We start from the raw sequence: 17,514 nt of genomic DNA, 5'->3' as shown, positions 1-17,514 counted from the left end.
TGCCACGAACCTCCATGGCGCCTGCGCCGCTCTTTATTGCCAACCCCCTTGCAAAGTCTGCCGAAGGCCCTGAAACCCGCGTTCTAGCGCTGTTCAGGATAGTGGCGTTGTGTAATCATTTTGGCCGCAATACCCGGAAGGTAAGGATCGCCTTGCCCCACTGCGCATCGTCTCCAGAGACTGGCTCCTGGGTAGCCGCTCACACCACGCTCTGGCGACGTGCCGCCAACGTTCAGGAGCAACCCATGCAGTTTCGCAATATGAAGATCGGTAGACGGGCCGCGAGCATGTTCGCCCTCTTGGGCGTGCTAGTGCTGACGATGGGCCTGCTCGCGCTGTACGAGACACGGCAGATGGACGCCGCTACCGACGAAATCCGCATCACCTGGCTGCCGGCCATTTCTGCCCTGAGCGACGTTGGCACCGACATTGGCCGTGCCCGCGCCATGACCTTGCGCACGTTGCTGGACGACGACGCCGAACTGCGCAAGCGCAACCTGAGCACGACGCAGGAGCTCGACAAGCAGCTGCTGGCACGCATCGAGGACTACCGCCAAACCATCGTGGAAGAACAGGACCGGGTCCTGTTCGCTGCATTCAATAGCGCTTGGCAGCGTTACCGCGATGGCCAGGCGCAGGTGTTCGAGCAAATGAACAATGGCCAGGCAGCCGAGGCCAGAGCTTTGGTCACAGGCCCGCTGGCAGCCGACGCCGATGCGATGATGACCGCACTGGGCGCGTTGATAACGTTCAACAGCGATGGCGCGCGGGATGCGTCGCAAGTGTCCAGCGATGTGGCAGACGAAGCATTCACGGTGATCGTCGTCGCCTTGGTGGTGATTATGCTCGCGCTGGCCGCCATCGCCACCCTCCTCACCCGCAGCATCGTCGTCCCCCTGGCCGATGCCGTAGCGGTGGCCGAACGCGTCGCGACCGGCGATCTGACGCACACCATCTCCGTACAAGGACGAGACGAGCCTGCCTTGCTGTTGCGCGCCTTGGCCGGCATGCAGCAGAACCTGCGCGACACGCTGCGCAAGATCGCTGCCTCTTCCGACCAATTGGCCTCGGCTTCCGAAGAGCTGCACACGGTGACGGAAGACACCAGCCGCGGATTGCACCAGCAAAGCGCCGAGATCGACCAGGCCGCCACCGCCGTGAACCAGATGACCGCTGCGGTCGAGGAAGTGGCGAACAACGCCGTCAGCACCGCCGACGCCTCCAAGGGCGCCGACCAGAACACCCGCGACGGCCGTCAGCAGGTCAACCAGGCGCTGGCGTCCATCGAACATCTGGTCAGCGACGTGGCCAGCACCGCCCAAGAGATCGAACAACTGGCCAGCCACGTCAACGACATCAGCCGGGTATTGGACGTGATCGGCGCGATCGCCGGGCAGACCAACCTGCTGGCGCTCAACGCCGCCATCGAAGCGGCGCGCGCCGGGGAAGCCGGCCGCGGTTTCGCCGTGGTGGCCGACGAAGTCCGTGCCTTGGCCCACCGCACCCAGCAATCGACCGAAGAGATCGAGGAAATGATCGCTGGCATCCAGACCGGCACCGGCCGTGCGGTCAACGCCATGCAGAACAGCCAGGGCCGCGCCAACGGTACCTTGAGCGTGGCTCAGGGCGCCGGCCAGGCACTGGAAGTGATCGCCGAGGCCATCGCCTCGATCAACCAGCGCAACCTGGTGATCGCCAGCGCCTCGGAAGAGCAGGCGCAGGTGGCGCGCGAAGTGGATCGCAATCTGGTCAACATCCGCGACCTGGCCATGCAGACCTCGGCGGGCGCCAACCAGACCAGCGCAGCGGCGCAGGACCTGTCGCGCCTGGCAGTGGACCTCAATGGTCTGGTGGCACAGTTCAAGCTCTGAAGTTCAAGCTCTGAAGACGGCATCGCTCGGAACGCGTACCGCTCGCCACTCGATCGCTTGCGGTGCGTCAGGCTCTGGGTCTGGCAATCGAAGCGCGCAACACCTAAAGCGGGGAGCCTGCATGGGCATCGCTGCAACAAAGAAAAAGGGCCGCATCGGCGGCCCTTCTTCATACGGCGTCGTCGCTTGACTCAATGATTGACCGGTACCACGCGGCCAGCCTTGATGCCCTTGCCGTTCTTGCAGCGGGTCGCCAGGCAGTAGTACAGCGGCGCCGTCACCAGCAGGCCGAATACCCACGACAGGTCCGCACCCTCGACGATGTTCGAGTAAGGGCCGACGTACAGCGAGGTGTTGGCGAACGGCAGCTGCACCAGGATGCCGCAGGCGTAGGCGATGATCGCATGATGGTTGAAGCGGCCGTAGATACCGCCGTCGGCGCTGAAGATCGAAGCGATGTCGTATTGGCCTTTCTTGATCAGGTAGAAGTCGATCAGGTTGATCGAGGCCCAAGGCACCAGCACCAGCAACAGCGCCAGGATCAAGCCGATGAACTGGCCGATGAAGTCGGCCGACGCGTTCAGCGCCACCGTGCCGCAGGCCAGCAGGATCACCGAGGCCAGCACCACGCGCAACTTGATGCTCGGCGTCCAGTGGGCGAAGAAGGTCTGGATCGCGGTCACGATCGACAGCACCGCGCCATACAGGTTGAGGGCGTTGTGGCTGATGATGTTGAGCAGGAACAGGACCATCAGGATCGGGCCCAGCCAGCCGGTGGCCTGTTTCACCGCGTCCATGGCGTCGGTGCCTTCCGGCACGCACAACACGGCGACCGCGCCGAAGCTGAAGCACAGGATGGTACCGAGGGTGGCGCCGAAGTAAGTGGCCCAGAACGGTTTGGCGATACCCACTTCACGCGGCAGGTAGCGCGAGTAGTCGGAGGTGTAAGGCGAGAAGCTGATCTGCCAGATGGTGCCCAGCGACACGGTGGCGATGAAGCCCGACAGGTTGAAGGCACCGCGGCTGAAGAAGTCGGCGGGCAGGTCCTGGGCGAACATCATGATGAAGCCGGCCAGCAACGCCGAACCCATCACCCAGGTGCCGATGCGGTTCAGGCTATGGATGAAACGGTAGCCGATGACACCGATGGCCGTGGCGCTCAGGGCGCCGACGACGATGGCGGTCGGCATGGGCACGCTCGGCGCGATGCCATGGATCGACTTGCCGGCCAGCACGATGTTGGAAATGAAGAAGCCGACGTAGATGAGCGCGGTGAAGAACACGATCAGCAACGCGCCGTAGCGCCCGAACTGACCGCGGCTTTGCACCATCTGCGGAATGCCCAGTTGCGGCCCCTGGGCCGAGGCCAGGGCGATCACCACCCCACCGAGCAAGTGCCCCAGGGCGATGGCGATCAGCCCCCAGAGCAGATTCAGGTGGAACACCTGCACGACCATGGCCCCGGTGACGATGGGCAATGGCGCGATGTTGGTGCTGAACCAGAGGGTGAACAGGTCGCGCGCCTTCCCATGGCGCTCGGCAGGTGGAACGTAATCGACCGTGTGGTTTTCGACAAACTGCTTTTGCGAAGACGGCTGGGACATAGGATTTGAGCTCGGAGGTCGTTTTTATCGTTGTAGGAAACCGCATCGTGGCGGCCTCTCAGCTGAAGACCATATTATGGTATTCCAACTTTTTGACAACACTGATCCGTAGGAAAATTCGCTGACTGATACGTTTCAGCTCAGCAGTCGATCTTTCCGTAATTCTATAGAGGCCCCGTAAACCGTGGCCTACAGCCGCCCATCATGTTTTTTTGCGTCCAGAAATTTGTGCTTGCAAATTGGGTATTACGGTATACCATCAGACACATCAACGATAAAAAGCGGCCTACCGCTCCCCTTCGAGGACTCCGTCATGATCGACGCAACCGTGTATAAAAACGTCATGGGCTCCTTCCCCTCCGGCGTCACCGTCATCACTACGCTCGATGACGACGGCGCGATCGTCGGCCTGACTGCAAGTGCGTTTTCTTCCCTGTCGATGGAACCGCCATTGGTGCTGTTCTGCCCCAACTACACCTCCGAATCCTACCCAGTGCTGATCCAGCAGAAGCGCTTCGCCATTCACCTGCTCTCCGGTGAACAGCAGACCGAAGCCTATGCTTTCGCACGCAAGGGCAAAGACAAGGCCGCCGGCATCGAGTGGACCTTGAGCGAACTGGGCAACCCGATCCTGGCCGGCGCCACTGCCGTCATCGAATGCGAACTGTGGCGTGAATACGAAGGTGGCGACCACGCCATCATGGTCGGCAAGGTGCTCAACCTGATCGTGCCCGAGCAGCCCGCCCAGCCGATGGTGTATTGCCGCGGCAAGATGGCCAGCCTGCCGTCCCTCGCCTGACTTCCTGATCACCGCACGGGCGCCGATGCGCCCGTCGAGCTACATGGCGTCTGCCCGGCAGACGACACCTTTCACGCGTCGAGGAGTACCCCATGAAATTTTCGCTGTTCGTGCACATGGAACGTTGGGATGACCAGGTCAGCCACCGCCAGCTGTTCGAAGACCTCACCGAACTGACCCTGATGGCCGAAAAAGGCGGATTCAGCACGGTATGGATCGGCGAGCACCACGCCATGGAATACACCATCTCGCCCAGCCCCATGCCGCTGCTGGCCTACCTGGCCGCGCGCACCGAAACCATCCACCTGGGCGCCGGCACCATCATCGCACCCTTCTGGAACCCGATCCGCGTGGCCGGCGAATGCGCCTTGCTCGACGTGATCAGCAACGGTCGCATGGAAGTCGGTCTGGCCCGTGGCGCCTACCAGTTCGAATTCGACCGCATGGCCAATGGCATGCCCGCCACCGAGGGTGGCAAGGCGCTGCGTGAAATGGTTCCGGTGGTACGCAAGCTGTGGGAAGGCGACTACGCCTTCGAAGGCGAGGTGTACAAGTTCCCCACCTCCACCAGCGTGCCCAAGCCTGTGCAGAGCGGCATGCCGCCGATGTGGATCGCAGCGCGCGACCCGGATTCGCACAATTTCGCGGTAGCCAACGGCTGCAACGTCATGGTCACCCCGCTGATGAAGGGCGACGAAGAAGTGCTGGATCTGAAGAACAAATTCCAGGCCGCGCTCGACAACAACCCGGACGTGCCGCGTCCACAGCTGATGGTGCTGCGTCATACCCACGTACACAGCCCCGAAGAACCCGAAGGCTGGAAAGTCGGTGCCGAAGCGATTTCGCGCTTCTACCGCACCTTCGATGCCTGGTTCGGCAACAAGACCACGCCGGTCAACGGTTTCCTGGAGCCGAGCCCGGAGTCGAAGTTCGCCGAGGTGCCGGCCTTCGCGTTGGACAACATCCGCAAGAACACCATGATCGGCACGCCCGAAGAAATCATCGCGCGCATCAAGTACTACCAGGAACTGGGCGTCGACGAATTCAGCTTCTGGTGTGACAACAGCCTGCCGCATGCCGAGAAGAAGAAATCCCTCGAGCTGTTCATCAAGGAAGTGGTGCCCGCCTTCGCTTGAATTCCCACTGCCTGACTGAGTGCAGGACGCGCCCGCCCTGGAGACCGACGGTCCCGGTGCGGGCTTTTTTTTAAGCCTCGGCATGCAAACCGGCACAGGGCGCGTCGCGAATACCGGAGCAGTGCACCTTTGATCAACAGCACGTGGGAAATTTGGCACCGGCACTTGCAGAACAAATATTATGGTATACCATCAGACAACAAGACCCGATAACCTCCCCAGGAGCCGCTCATGAGTTTCGAAATCCGCAAGATCGTCACCTACTCCGAAGAGACCCGCATCGAAGGCTTCAAAGCCGCCGAAAAGCCCGTGACCATGGTCGGCCTGGCCGTCGTGATCAAGAACCCCTGGGCAGGCCGTGGTTTCGTCGAAGACCTGAAGCCGGAAATCCGTGCCAACTGCTCGGAGCTGGGTGCGTTGATGGTCGAGCGCCTGACCGCCGCCATCGGTGGCGCGGACAAGATCGAAGCCTACGGCAAAGCTGCCGTGGTCGGCGCTGATGGCGAGATCGAGCACGCCTCGGCCGTCATCCATACCCTGCGCTTCGGCAACCACTATCGCGAAGCGGTACAAGCCAAGAGCTACCTGAGCTTCACCAACAAGCGCGGCGGCCCGGGCACCTCCATCCAGATCCCGATGATGCAGAAGGACGACGAAGGCCTGCGTTCGCACTACATCACCCTGGAAATGCAGATCGAAGACGCGCCACGTGCCGACGAGATCGTCATCGTGCTCGGTGCTGCCGACGGTGGCCGTCTGCACCCACGCATTGGCAACCGCTACATCGATCTGGAAGAACTGGCTGCCGAGAAAGCCAACGCTCAATAACAACAACCAGACAAGCCGGGGCGACTCTTCAGCGTGCCGGCTTTCAAGGAGCGTCATCCATGATTCAGCCTGTCGCTGAACGTACGCCGGCCGGGACCAGCTACCTGAGCCAAGGCCAGGGGCATCCCGTGGTGCTGATCCACGGCGTGGGCCTGAACAAGGAAATGTGGGGCGGACAGGTCGTGGGCCTGGCCAACGACCACCGCGTCATCTGCTACGACATGCTTGGCCATGGCCAAAGCCGCGTACCCGCTGCCGACACCCCGCTGCAAGGTTACGCCGACCAGCTGGCCGAGCTGCTCGACCACTTGCAGATCCCCCAGGCCACGGTCATCGGTTTCTCCATGGGCGGCCTGGTGGCACGCGCCTTCGCCCTGCACTACCCGCAGCGCCTGTCGGCGCTGGTGGTGCTCAACAGCGTGTTCAACCGTTCCACCGAACAGCGTGCCGGCGTGATCGCGCGCGCGGCCCAAGCCGCCGAGCTGGGCCCTGACGCCAACGTCGATGCGGCGCTGGACCGCTGGTTCAGCCGCGAATACAAGGCCGCCAATCCGGCGCAGGTCGCCGCCATCCGCCAGACGCTGGCGCAGAACGACCCGTCGGGCTACCACACCACCTATTCGCTGTTCGCGACCCAGGACATGTACCGCGCCGACGATCTGGGCAGCATCCAAGCGCCTACGCTGATCGCCACCGGTGAACTGGACGCAGGCTCCACACCGACCATGGCGCGCCAGTTGGCCGCGCGCATTCCCAATGCGCAGAGCGTGGTGCTGGCCGAACAACGGCACATGATGCCGGTCGAAGCGCCACGCGAAGTCAACAAGATGCTGCTGGACTTCCTCACGCACGCGCGCACCCTCAACGAATCAGCCAAGGGGATAGTGGCATGACCCTCGTACGTTTCCAGATGTGCATCGACGGCCAATGGGTCGATGCGCAGAACGGCAAGACCTTCGACAGCCTCAACCCGGCCACCGCGCAAGCCTGGTCGCAACTGCCCGACGCCGATGAAAGCGATGTGGAATTGGCCGTACAGGCAGCCCAGCGCGCGTTCGACAGCAGTGCCTGGCGCGGCCTGACCGCCACGGCGCGCGGCAAGCTGCTCCGCCGCTTGGGCGATCTGATCGCCGAGAACAAAGAGCACCTGGCGCAACTGGAAAGCCGCGACAACGGCAAGCTGATCCGCGAAACCCGCGGCCAGGTCGGTTACCTGCCCGAGTTCTTCCACTACACCGCAGGCCTGGCCGACAAGCTCGAAGGCGGCACCCTACCGCTGGACAAGCCCGACCTGTTCGCCTACACGGTGCACGAGCCGATCGGCGTGGTGGCCGGCATCATTCCGTGGAACAGCCCGCTGTACCTGACCGCGATCAAGCTGGCGCCAGCGCTGGCGGCCGGTAACACCATCGTGCTCAAACCTTCGGAACATGCCTCGGCGACCATTCTCGAGCTGGCCCGCCTGGCCCTCGAAGCGGGCTTTCCGGCCGGCGTGGTCAACGTGGTCACCGGCTACGGCCCGACCACCGGCGCCGCCCTCACCCGCCACCCGCTGGTGCGCAAGATCGCCTTCACCGGCGGCGCGGCGACCGCCCGCCATGTGGTGCGCAGCAGTGCCGAGAACTTCGCCAAACTGTCCCTAGAGCTGGGCGGCAAGTCGCCCAACATCATCTTCGCCGACGCCGATCTGGACAGCGCCATCAATGGCGCGGTGGCCGGTATCTACGCCGCTTCCGGGCAGAGCTGCGTCGCCGGCTCGCGCCTGCTGGTGCAGGACGAGATCTTCGACGAATTCGTCAGCCGCCTGATCGAGCGCGCCAAGCGCATCCGTATCGGCAATCCGCAAGACGACGCCAGTGAAATGGGGCCCATGGCCACCGCGCAACAGCTGGCCGTGGTCGAGGGCCTGGTCGCGGCGGCCAAAGCCGAAGGCGCCAAGCTGCACCTGGGCGGCAAACGTGCCGAGGTCGAGGGCGATGGCTGGTTCTACGAGCCGACCCTGTTCGAGTGCGACAGCAACTCGATGACCATCATGCAGGAAGAAGTCTTCGGCCCTGTGGCCTCGGTGATTCGCTTCAAAACCGAGGAAGAGGCGCTGGCCATGGCCAACGACTCGCAGTTCGGCCTGGCCGCCGGCATCTGGACCCGCGACCTGGGCCGCGCCCACCGCTTGGCCCGCGACGTGCGCTCGGGCATCATCTGGGTCAACACTTATCGGGCAGTATCGGCCATGGCGCCGATCGGCGGCTTCAAGAACAGCGGCTACGGCCGTGAAAGCGGCATCGATTCGGTGCTGGCCTATACCGAGCTGAAGACCGTGTGGATCAACCTGTCCACCGCGCCGATGCCCGATCCCTTCGTGATGCGCTAAGAGGTAACGCCAAGATGATCGAACCTGGCATCTATAAAGAGGTGATGGGCTCCTTCCCGTCCGGTGTCACGGTGGTCACCACCCTGGATGCCGAGGGCGGCATCGTCGGCATCACCGCCAGCGCGTTCAGCGCGCTGTCGATCGATCCGGCGCTGGTGCTGTTCTGCCCAAACTATGCGTCGGATACTTATCCGATCCTGCGCGACAGCAAGAAGTTTGCGATCCACCTGCTGTCGGCCGAGCAGACTGCCGCCGCTTATGCCTTCGCCGGTAAAGGCAAGGACAAGGCCAAGGACATCGAGTGGCACATGAGCGAGCTGGGCAACCCGCTGCTGCCCAGGGCGACGGCGGTGATCGAATGTGAGTTGTGGCGTGAGTACGATGGCGGCGACCACGCAATCATCGTCGGTGAGGTGAAGAACCTGATTCTGCCGGCAGAACCGCTGACGCCGATGGTCTACCATCGCGGCAAGCTCGGCGCGTTGCCAGCATTGGGCTGATCGATCGGCTGCGATGCCTTGGCCTGGCGCTGCGCAAGGTCAGTTGACCCTTGGCCGCCCAAGGCACGCGCACTCTTTTAGGGGGCTACGCGACTCACCCTCGGTCGTGGCCCCCGTTTTTATTTCGGAGCGCTGCATGAGCAACGAAAAGTACGAAAAAGGCTTGGAAATCCGCACTAAGGTGCTGGGCGAAGAATACGTCAATCGCTCTATCCAGAACGCCGATGAATTCACCAAACCCTTGCAGGAACTGGTGACCGAATACTGCTGGGGTCATGTCTGGGGTCGGGATGGTTTGTCGCTCAAAGAGCGCAGCATGATAAACTTGGCCATGATTTCCGCGCTCAACCGCCCTCACGAACTCAAGCTGCACATCCGCGGCGCACTGCGCAACGGCCTGAGCCGTGAACAGATTCGCGAGATCCTGCTGCAGGTCGGCATCTACTGTGGCGTCCCCGCAGCGGTAGACAGTTTCCGCCTGGCCCGTGAGGCGTTCGCCGAAGCCGACGCGGAGTCAACCCGATAACAACGGGCTGTTTGAACCACTGCGGGAAGCACCCGACCCCTGGGTGCTCCCACGATGTTGGCGCACAGCCTCTATTAGAGCGCACCTGATGAAACGCCAGCCCCTCGACGATAGCTTCAAGGTCAATCGCAATCCCGTCACCCTCCGTGAAATCGTGCTGGACAAACTGCGCGGCGCGATCATGAATTTCCATTTGCTGCCCGGCGACCGCCTGGTCGAGCGCGACCTCTGCGACCGCCTGGGCGTGAGCCGTACGTCGGTGCGCGAGGCGCTGCGCCACCTGGAGTCCGAGGGGCTGGTCGAGTTCGCCGATGCCAAGGGGCCACGTGTCGCCATCATCACCCTGGAAGACGCGCGTGACATCTATGAGCTGCGCTGCGTACTCGAGGGGCTGATCGTGCAGTTGTTCACCCTCAATGCCAAGAGCAAGGACATCCGTGCTCTGGAACGTGCCCTGGAAGAAAACCGCGAATCGCTCGAACAGGGCGAGTTGCAGCAGGTGCTCGATTCGGTGCAAGGCTTCTACGATGTGCTTCTAGAGGGTTCGGGCAACCGCGTTGCCGCCCAACAGCTGCGTCAGTTGCAGGCGCGCATCAGCTACTTGCGCGCCACCTCCGTTTCGCAGAAGAACCGCCGTGGCGCCAGTAACCATGAGATGGAAAAAATCGTCGAAGCGATCAAGAGCGGCGATCCGCAGGCCGCCCACCAGGCTTCGGTCGACCATGTGCGTGCCGCTGCCAAAGTCGCTTTGGAATACCTGCGCCAGAAACAGGACGACACGACGACTTCGCTGCGCGCGATCGCCGAACCCCTGACCGTCAAGGATCCTCGCATAGGCCGCTGACCATGCCCAATGCCCCGCGCTTCTGCCCTCTTTGCACCCAGGCGCTCGCTCGGGGCGTGCCGCCCGGCGACACGCACGAGCGGCTGTACTGCACCTGCGGCTACATCCATTACGTGAACCCCAAGATCATCGCTGGCTGCATCATCGAGCGCGATGGCAAGTACCTGCTTTGCCAGCGCGCCATCCCGCCGCGGCCCGGCACCTGGACGTTGCCGGCCGGGTTCATGGAAGCGGGCGAGACTACCGAAGAGGCTGCCTTGCGCGAAGTGTGGGAGGAGACGGGCGTACGCGCCGAAATCGTCTCGCCCTACTCGATCTTCAGCGTGCCGAAAATCAGCGAGGTGTACATCATCTTCCGCGCGATGGCTGCCGAGGAAACCGGGCAATACGGACCGGAAACACTCGATTACCGTTTTTTCGAACCGGGTGAAATCCCTTGGGACGAGATCTACTACCCTGCTATACGGCAGATCCTGGAGCGCTACATTCTCGAGCGTCAGGCCGGGGTCTATGGCATGTACATGGGTAATGACGATACCGGCAAAGTGCACTTCATGCGTTGATGAGCGTTAGCGACGCCCGTCTCTTTGGCAGCAATCTGTTTCGTTTTTTCCAACTCAACCAACGCGAAAACCGCGAGCCAGCCAATCTGGAGGCTTGCGCAACCCCGTGGGCTCAAATACTGTACGCACATCCAGCCACCTAGGAAGCCTTTCATGGCCAGCACCGCGCCGCAGACGCCCAGCAGTTACGTCCAACTGGGCACCCGCATTCAAAAGATCATCAACGGGCCTACCGCACAGCGCAGCAAGGCGGCTCTGATCTACCGGCTGCCCGACGAGTCGCCACAAGACTGGGAGACTCTGCTCGAGGAAATCGCGGAAAACGACAACGTCACACTGGCCCACCGCGACGACGGTGGCGTGCAGGTGTTCTGGACGGTGCCAAAGGATGACTGAATCCGAATGCGCCCCGCCTACCTCAGCGCCTGCAAATAGGCGCTGGCCTGATGATAGCGGTGTAGCCGTTGCAGGTCGGCTGGACTGGGCCGGGGAATGCGTGTCAGATCGCTGTTGTCGGCAAGGTCGGCCAGCTTGACCGCCCGCGCCAAAGGGTCACTCCCCAGGCGCACGACAAAGTCTTCGTAGGGCTCGCCAGCCCGTCGGCTGAGCGCGAGCAACGCGGCCAGGGTCTTGAGATTGAAACCGTCACGGACGAGATCGGCCAAGCTCACCGTCGTATCCTCGAGCACATCGTGCAACACGGCGACGATGCGCTCTTCGGGCGTATGCACCTGCATCATGACCCGCAACGGATGCAGGATGTACGCAGCACCGCCCTTGTCGACCTGCCCGGCGTGGGCAATGGCCGCGATCACGATGGCCTTTTCCACTGTAGACATCAGGCCTCCCTTGCATGTGGCTGTGCATGTTCAAGCATAGCCGGGAGGATGCCCCATGCGCGAGCCTTGCGCGCCCGTCGCCCTTGCTTCAGCGGTCGATACCATGCTGGATGACCACCGAATCGGTTCCCAGCCGCGCCATCACGTCCGCCTTGCGTGCTTCGGCCTCGGCCTTGCTCGGAAATGGCCCCATGAGCACTACCGGCTTACCGTCGCGGTATTCGACGGATGAAGGAATGCTTTTTTCCAGCAGCCGCGCGGTCATGTCGCTGACCGCACCCATGTTCGCGCCCTGCACCACTTCCACATCCCAGCCATCGGGTGCCGGCTGATCGGCCACCGCTTCGGCGCGCCGCTGCAATTGCGCACCGCCACACATTTCGCGGATCTGCAGGTTATTGCCCGAGTCGTCGACGATGATCCTGTACTGGCCGTCTTGCTTGATGGCGACGTAACTGCGGTAGGCCTCGTACTGGCCTTGGTCGTCTTTGCCGCGGAACTGCCCGCAGAGGGTACCTTGGGTATCGATCCGCACGTTGGCGAATTTGGCGGTCTTGGGATTGCTGAGGTGTTCGGCTACTTGCTTGTGCACGCCTTCGACTTCATTGTCACAGCCGACCAAGGCCATCGCCGCCATTACCACTGCCAGTTTGCGCACGCGTCTATCTCCCGTTTCGAAGGGTCGATTCTAGCATGGCGAACCTTTGGTACCGGCTATGCGAGTGAAGTCGGAACGCCGCTGGGGACGCGGCTTGCAACATTGCGCGACACAATGCCGCGGCTCGAAAACCGCAGAGACATGGAACGAAAAAAGGGCGACCCTCGCGGATCGCCCTTCTTACTGCCCGCAAAGCGGGGCTTTATTTGGTAGGCACAATTGGATTCGAACCAACGACCCCCACCATGTCAAGGTGGTGCTCTAACCAACTGAGCTATGTGCCTGTCGTGTGGGGCGCATATTAGAGGGCAGTTGCTTCCCTGTAAAGCGCTTTTCTTCAACTTAATCAAAAATTTGCGTGACCCAGCCTCATTACCTTCGGCGCGCCCTATAAGCTGTAGGGCAGAATGCAAATACAAAAAAGGCGACCTGTGAGGGTCGCCCTTTTCGTCGATTTGGTAGGCACAATTGGATTCGAACCAACGACCCCCACCATGTCAAGGTGGTGCTCTAACCAACTGAGCTATGTGCCTGTCGTGTGGGCGGATTCTACGCGATCGCAAACCACTGTCAACTCTTTTTTGCGCTAACTTCCTGAATCCTAATCAGTTTATGGCTTCGCGCCACGGCGTGCGTTGGCAGGTGTTTTTTCGACGGCGGCTAGCGGGTGTTTATTATTATTGATAGCATGCGCGAAAACGTTAAAAATACAAAACACGAGGTTTACCCCGTCATGGCTAATACTCCTTACCCGCAGTCCTATTACGCCGCCTCGGCCAATGCGGTGCCGCCACGTCCGGCGCTACAGGGTGAGGTGGAAACCGATGTCTGCATCATCGGTGCCGGCTACACGGGCCTGTCCAGCGCCCTGTTCCTGCTCGAAAACGGCTTCAAGGTCAGCATTGTCGAGGCAGCCAAGGTCGGATTCGGCGCCTCCGGACGCAATGGCGGGCAAATCGTCAACAGCTACAGCCGTGATATCGACGTGATCGAGCGTAGCGTCGGCCAGCAACAGGCACATTTGCTGGGGCAGATGGCCTTCGAAGGCGGCCGTATCATTCGCGAGCGTGTAGCCACCTACGGCATCGACTGCGCACTCAAGGACGGCGGCGTGTTCGCAGCCCTCAAGCCCAAGCAGATGGACCACCTGGAGTCGCAGAAGCGCCTCTGGGAGCGTTATGGGCATACTCAGCTCGAGTTGCTGGACCAACGGCGCATACGGGAAGTGGTGGGCTGCGAGAACTATATCGGCGGCTTGCTCGACATGAGCGGCGGCCATATCCATCCGCTCAACCTGGCCCTGGGCGAAGCGGCGGCCGTGGAATCCCTCGGTGGCGTCATCTATGAACAGTCGCCGGCCATCCGCATCGAGCGTGGCGCCAATCCGGTGGTGCATACCCCACAGGGCAAGATTCGCAGCAAATTCATCATCGTTGCCGGTAACGCCTATCTGGGTAACTTGGTCCCTGAGCTTGCCGCCAAGTCCATGCCGTGTGGCACCCAAGTCATCGCCACCGAGCCGCTGAGCGACGAATTGGCCCATAGCCTGCTACCGCAAGACTACTGCGTGGAAGACTGCAACTACCTGCTCGACTACTACCGCCTCACCGAAGACAAGCGCCTGATTTTCGGCGGCGGTGTGGTGTACGGCGCCCGCGACCCGGAAAACATCGAAGCGATCATTCGGCCCAAGCTGCTCAAAGCCTTCCCGCAGCTCAAGCACGTCAAGATCGATTACGCCTGGACCGGCAACTTCCTGCTGACGCTGTCGCGCTTGCCCCAGGTGGGCCGTATTGGTGACAACATCTACTACTCGCAAGGCTGTTCCGGCCATGGCGTCACCTACACCCATCTGGCCGGTAAGGTGCTGGCCGAGGCATTGCGCGGCCAGGCGGAGCGTTTCGATGCGTTTGCCGGCCTGCCGCACTACCCCTTCCCTGGCGGGCAGCTGCTGCGCGTGCCGTTCAGCGCTCTGGGCGCCTGGTATTACAGCCTGCGCGACAAGTTCGGCTTCTGAGCAAGGTGCGGGCCACTTGCCCGCACCACCTTCACGCCTTACTCCTGCAAGCGACTGACCGCTTGGCGCGCCGCCACCTCCTGACCATCGCGCGCCAAAGCGTCGGCCGCATGCAACCAACGGCCGCGATCGACCTGGGCGGGCAACCGCCGCGGCGGCTGAATCAGCACCGCCCAGCTGTCCTGCTCTGCCCACACCTGTTCGAACGCTTTGAAGTCCATCGACAGTCGCCGGCTCATGCCAGCGCGCAACAGCACCTGTTGCTTGTAGCGGTCATAACCGATCATCACCGCGTAGCGTGGCTCGGCCCAGAAGCTCGAACCTTCCCGATAGCGCAACAGCACCGGATTGCCCGCCGCCACCTGTCGCAGCAAGGCGTCCAGCCGCTTGTCCAAGGGGTACACGACCATGCCGTACTCATGGGCAACGCGCGGAATCGAGGTCTCCAGCCGATCGGCCTCTTGAGGCAAGCGCAACGGACCGTCGAGCAGGCCCGGAGTGATGTTCACCCCTTGCTGTGAAAGCATGGCCGCCAGCGCCAGCGCTCCGCCGTGGTGAGCATTGCCGCGGAAAAACGGCACGCTGCCGATTTCGACGCGCTGCGCCAGGTCTTGCGGCAACGGCGCAGGCGCGCCAGCGCATCCACTCAGACCGAGCAATACCGAGCCTGCAATCAGCCAGCGGCGCCAGATGGAACCGCGCAAGAAAAAAGAATGCTGCGACATGGGCTCTCGCTTGTCAGGGCCAAGCGAACGACGCTCGGCAAGGCCCACGATCATAGGCCGCGCATCGCATTCGGTACAATGCGGCGCGAAGCGCGGATGCTGGACCGAAGGGCATCGAGCCCTCTCGACTTGCAGCTAGACTTGAGTTCGTATCCACCACCCAATCATGCGTTCCTGGGGAAGGAGCCGATCATGACTCTGACGATGGCGATACTCATGTTGATAGCCATGTGGGCCAGCGTGGCCTTGGCGATGTTGTGGGGCGTGATGCGCATCCTGCGCCGCCACGCTCCCCTGCCGCCCAGCACCCAATCCCACGCCAACTTGCGCAAGACGGCCCCGCACTGACCACCGAGGCGCCTGGCCGTAGTGGCTCGGCGCCCCTCATCAGCCTTCCGTAGCGCTGCGCTTGGTCCGGGCACGGCGCGACAGAATGTTCAGCACTTCGATCAAGGTCGAGAACGCCATCGCCGCATACACATAACCTTTAGGCACATGCGCGCCGAAGCCTTCGGCGATCAAGGTCATGCCGATCATGATCAGGAAGCCCAGCGCCAGCATGACCACGGTCGGGTTGTCGTTGATGAACTTGGCCAGCGGATCGGCCGCCACCAGCATCACGACCACGGCGCTGATCACGGCGATGATCATGATCGGCAGGTGCTCGGTCATGCCCACGGCAGTGATGATGCTGTCGATGGAAAAGACGATGTCGAGGATCAGGATCTGCACGATCGCCGCCGAGAAGCCCAGCGTCACCGTGGCGCCGGCCTTGGCCTCTTCCTTGGACCCGTGCGGGTCGACACTTTCATGGATCTCCTTGGTGGCCTTCCACAACAGGAACAGGCCACCGGCGATCAGGATCATGTCTTTCCAGGAAAACGCATGGCCGAACACTTCGAACACCGGCTCGGTCAACTGCACGATCCAGGCGACGGTGCTGAGCAGTCCCAAGCGCATGACCAATGCCATGCTGATGCCGATGCGCCGAGCCTTGGAGCGGTGCTGCTCTGGCAGTTTGTTGGTGAGAATCGAAATGAAGATCAGGTTGTCGATACCCAGGACGACTTCCATCGCCACCAGCGTGGCCAGCGCCACCCAGGCGGTCGGGTTCGAAGCGAGTTGCAATAGGTAGTCCATGGGTCAAGTCTCTGCAAAAGTCGTTGAGGCGCGCTAGGCGCGGGATCGCGCACAGAATAGACAAGGCAAAACATCAGGAAAATTCGTTTTTTTACCCGGTATACTTCGCTTTTCTCGAACCAAATGTTTCAAATGCTCAACTACCGTCAATTGCACTATTTCTGGGTCACCGCCAAGACCGGCAGCATTGCCCGCGCCAGCGAACAGTTGAACCTCACGCCACAGACCATCAGCGGACAAATCAGCCTGTTCGAACAGACCCACGGCATCGAATTGTTCCAGCGTGTGGGCCGTCAGCTCGAACTGACCGAAAGCGGCCGTCGCACGCTCGAGTACGCCGAGCAGATGTTTCAGATCGCCAGTGAACTGGAAGGTGTGCTGCGGGCCGCGCCCGACCGGCAACAAGTGCTGTTTCGCGTGGGCGTGGCCGACGTGGTGCCCAAGTCCATCGTCTATCGCCTGCTGGCACCGGCCATGGAACGGGATCGGGCACTGCGGATCAGCTGCCGCGAAGACAAACTCGAGCGCTTGCTCGCCGACCTCGCCATCCAGCGGCTGGACCTGGTGATTTCCGACAGCCCCATGCCCAACCATCTCGACATCAAGGGCCACAGCCAGAAACTGGGTGAATCGGGCCTGAGCTTCTTCGCGACACCCACCCTTGCCCGCCAGCTCGTCTTGCCCTTCCCCGCCTGCATGGACAACGCTCCGTTGCTGATCCCTGGGCAGGACAGCATGCTGCGCAGCCGCTTGCTGCGCTGGTTCGCCGAGCAACGGGTACACCCCAAGATCGTCGGCGAGTTCGACGACAGCGCGCTGATGCAGGCCTTCGGCCAGTCCGGCAGCGGCCTGTTCGTCGCGCCCAGTGTGATCGCCGAAGAAGTCTGCCGGCAATGCGCCGTCGAGCAGATCGGCCAAACCCACGCAGTGACCGAGGCGTTCTATGCCATCTCCGTCGAACGCAAGGTCAAGCATCCGGGCATCGTGGCGATCGCCCAGGGGGCTCGGCGCGAGCTGTTTCAGGGGAACCCGGACGTCTGAGCGGGGCGAACGTCTATGGTAGAGTCCGCGGCTCACTTTTCGAGGCTTCGCT

The 17,514-nt window shown here is 62.0% G+C and carries 19 protein-coding genes and 2 tRNA genes; 14 read left to right on the top strand and 7 right to left on the bottom strand.

Translation table 11 applies throughout. From position 1 onward, the window contains the following. Nucleotides 1-14: 14 nt before the first annotated feature. The gene (locus tag AA0Z93_RS16850; protein ID WP_413398537.1) at nucleotides 15-1,871 is read left to right on the top strand and encodes a methyl-accepting chemotaxis protein; all 1,857 of its coding nucleotides are present in this window, start codon (nucleotides 15-17) and stop codon (nucleotides 1,869-1,871) included. A gap of 191 nt (nucleotides 1,872-2,062) precedes the next feature. Here AA0Z93_RS16850 and AA0Z93_RS16845 read toward each other — a convergent pair whose 3' ends face one another. Beyond that, nucleotides 2,063-3,475: a purine-cytosine permease family protein gene (locus AA0Z93_RS16845; protein WP_413047810.1), complete on the bottom strand. Its 1,413-nt coding sequence runs from the start codon at nucleotides 3,473-3,475 to the stop codon at nucleotides 2,063-2,065. A 313-nt stretch (nucleotides 3,476-3,788) separates the two neighbouring features. Here AA0Z93_RS16845 and AA0Z93_RS16840 point away from each other — a divergent pair, with 313 nt between their 5' ends. The 10 genes from AA0Z93_RS16840 (at nucleotide 3,789) to AA0Z93_RS16795 (ending at nucleotide 11,438) form a co-directional block, all read left to right on the top strand. Beyond that, complete coding sequence (locus AA0Z93_RS16840; protein WP_413047811.1) at nucleotides 3,789-4,274, top strand: flavin reductase family protein; 486 nt, start codon at nucleotides 3,789-3,791, stop codon at nucleotides 4,272-4,274. Nucleotides 4,275-4,366: 92 nt separating this feature from the next. Then, nucleotides 4,367-5,410 carry an LLM class flavin-dependent oxidoreductase gene (locus AA0Z93_RS16835; protein WP_413047812.1) on the top strand — a complete coding sequence of 348 codons (1,044 nt, stop codon included), beginning with the start codon at nucleotides 4,367-4,369 and terminating at the stop codon, nucleotides 5,408-5,410. A gap of 231 nt (nucleotides 5,411-5,641) precedes the next feature. Further along, the gene (locus AA0Z93_RS16830) at nucleotides 5,642-6,238 is read left to right on the top strand and encodes an amino acid synthesis family protein (RefSeq protein WP_413047813.1); all 597 of its coding nucleotides are present in this window, start codon (nucleotides 5,642-5,644) and stop codon (nucleotides 6,236-6,238) included. Between the two features lie 59 nt (nucleotides 6,239-6,297). Further along, nucleotides 6,298-7,131, top strand: a complete 834-nt coding sequence (locus AA0Z93_RS16825) for an alpha/beta fold hydrolase (RefSeq protein ID WP_413047814.1) — start codon at nucleotides 6,298-6,300, stop codon at nucleotides 7,129-7,131. Continuing rightward, nucleotides 7,128-8,609 carry an aldehyde dehydrogenase gene (locus AA0Z93_RS16820; protein WP_413047815.1) on the top strand — a complete coding sequence of 494 codons (1,482 nt, stop codon included), beginning with the start codon at nucleotides 7,128-7,130 and terminating at the stop codon, nucleotides 8,607-8,609. Before AA0Z93_RS16825 ends, AA0Z93_RS16820 begins: the two co-directional genes overlap by 4 nt. Nucleotides 8,610-8,623: 14 nt before the next feature. Beyond that, complete coding sequence (locus AA0Z93_RS16815; protein ID WP_413047816.1) at nucleotides 8,624-9,109, top strand: flavin reductase family protein; 486 nt, start codon at nucleotides 8,624-8,626, stop codon at nucleotides 9,107-9,109. A gap of 136 nt (nucleotides 9,110-9,245) precedes the next feature. Then, on the top strand, nucleotides 9,246-9,635 hold the full coding sequence (locus AA0Z93_RS16810) for a carboxymuconolactone decarboxylase family protein (protein ID WP_413047817.1): 390 nt from the start codon (nucleotides 9,246-9,248) through the stop codon (nucleotides 9,633-9,635). Between the two features lie 88 nt (nucleotides 9,636-9,723). Continuing rightward, nucleotides 9,724-10,479 carry a GntR family transcriptional regulator gene (locus AA0Z93_RS16805; protein ID WP_413047818.1) on the top strand — a complete coding sequence of 252 codons (756 nt, stop codon included), beginning with the start codon at nucleotides 9,724-9,726 and terminating at the stop codon, nucleotides 10,477-10,479. 2 nt (nucleotides 10,480-10,481) lie between these two features. Continuing rightward, nucleotides 10,482-11,042 carry an NUDIX hydrolase gene (locus AA0Z93_RS16800; protein ID WP_413047819.1) on the top strand — a complete coding sequence of 187 codons (561 nt, stop codon included), beginning with the start codon at nucleotides 10,482-10,484 and terminating at the stop codon, nucleotides 11,040-11,042. A 153-nt stretch (nucleotides 11,043-11,195) separates the two neighbouring features. After that, complete coding sequence (locus AA0Z93_RS16795; RefSeq protein WP_413047820.1) at nucleotides 11,196-11,438, top strand: DUF1654 domain-containing protein; 243 nt, start codon at nucleotides 11,196-11,198, stop codon at nucleotides 11,436-11,438. Between the two features lie 17 nt (nucleotides 11,439-11,455). On the opposite strand, the gene AA0Z93_RS16790 is transcribed toward AA0Z93_RS16795, so the two are convergent. From AA0Z93_RS16790 to AA0Z93_RS16775, 4 genes are all read right to left on the bottom strand, one after another. Next, nucleotides 11,456-11,881, bottom strand: coding sequence for a GTP pyrophosphokinase (locus AA0Z93_RS16790; protein WP_413047821.1), 426 nt, complete (start codon nucleotides 11,879-11,881; stop codon nucleotides 11,456-11,458). 88 nt (nucleotides 11,882-11,969) lie between these two features. Next, nucleotides 11,970-12,539 carry an SPOR domain-containing protein gene (locus tag AA0Z93_RS16785; protein ID WP_413047822.1) on the bottom strand — a complete coding sequence of 190 codons (570 nt, stop codon included), beginning with the start codon at nucleotides 12,537-12,539 and terminating at the stop codon, nucleotides 11,970-11,972. Between the two features lie 207 nt (nucleotides 12,540-12,746). Further along, nucleotides 12,747-12,823 (bottom strand) — tRNA-Val (locus AA0Z93_RS16780). A 172-nt stretch (nucleotides 12,824-12,995) separates the two neighbouring features. Next, nucleotides 12,996-13,072, bottom strand: a tRNA-Val gene (locus tag AA0Z93_RS16775). A 200-nt stretch (nucleotides 13,073-13,272) separates the two neighbouring features. Here AA0Z93_RS16775 and AA0Z93_RS16770 point away from each other — a divergent pair. Continuing rightward, entirely contained in the window at nucleotides 13,273-14,556 is a 1,284-nt protein-coding gene (locus tag AA0Z93_RS16770; protein WP_413047823.1) for an NAD(P)/FAD-dependent oxidoreductase, read from the top strand. 38 nt (nucleotides 14,557-14,594) lie between these two features. On the opposite strand, the gene AA0Z93_RS16765 is transcribed toward AA0Z93_RS16770, so the two are convergent. Then, entirely contained in the window at nucleotides 14,595-15,281 is a 687-nt protein-coding gene (locus tag AA0Z93_RS16765) for a peptidase C39 family protein (RefSeq protein WP_413047824.1), read from the bottom strand. A gap of 192 nt (nucleotides 15,282-15,473) precedes the next feature. Between AA0Z93_RS16765 and AA0Z93_RS16760 the strand changes: the two genes are divergently transcribed. Beyond that, nucleotides 15,474-15,629 carry a hypothetical protein gene (locus AA0Z93_RS16760; protein ID WP_413047825.1) on the top strand — a complete coding sequence of 52 codons (156 nt, stop codon included), beginning with the start codon at nucleotides 15,474-15,476 and terminating at the stop codon, nucleotides 15,627-15,629. A 39-nt stretch (nucleotides 15,630-15,668) separates the two neighbouring features. Here AA0Z93_RS16760 and AA0Z93_RS16755 read toward each other — a convergent pair whose 3' ends face one another. Beyond that, nucleotides 15,669-16,421 carry a TerC family protein gene (locus AA0Z93_RS16755; protein ID WP_413047826.1) on the bottom strand — a complete coding sequence of 251 codons (753 nt, stop codon included), beginning with the start codon at nucleotides 16,419-16,421 and terminating at the stop codon, nucleotides 15,669-15,671. A 132-nt stretch (nucleotides 16,422-16,553) separates the two neighbouring features. Here AA0Z93_RS16755 and nhaR point away from each other — a divergent pair, with 132 nt between their 5' ends. Next, on the top strand, nucleotides 16,554-17,462 hold the full coding sequence (gene nhaR / locus AA0Z93_RS16750) for a transcriptional activator NhaR (RefSeq protein ID WP_413047827.1): 909 nt from the start codon (nucleotides 16,554-16,556) through the stop codon (nucleotides 17,460-17,462). The last annotated feature ends 52 nt before the right edge of the window (nucleotides 17,463-17,514 follow it).

The sequence above is a fragment of the Pseudomonas phoenicis genome, assembly GCF_047302395.1.
Lineage (GTDB): Bacteria > Pseudomonadota > Gammaproteobacteria > Pseudomonadales > Pseudomonadaceae > Aquipseudomonas.
This window is presented reverse-complemented; position numbering and strand designations above follow the sequence as displayed.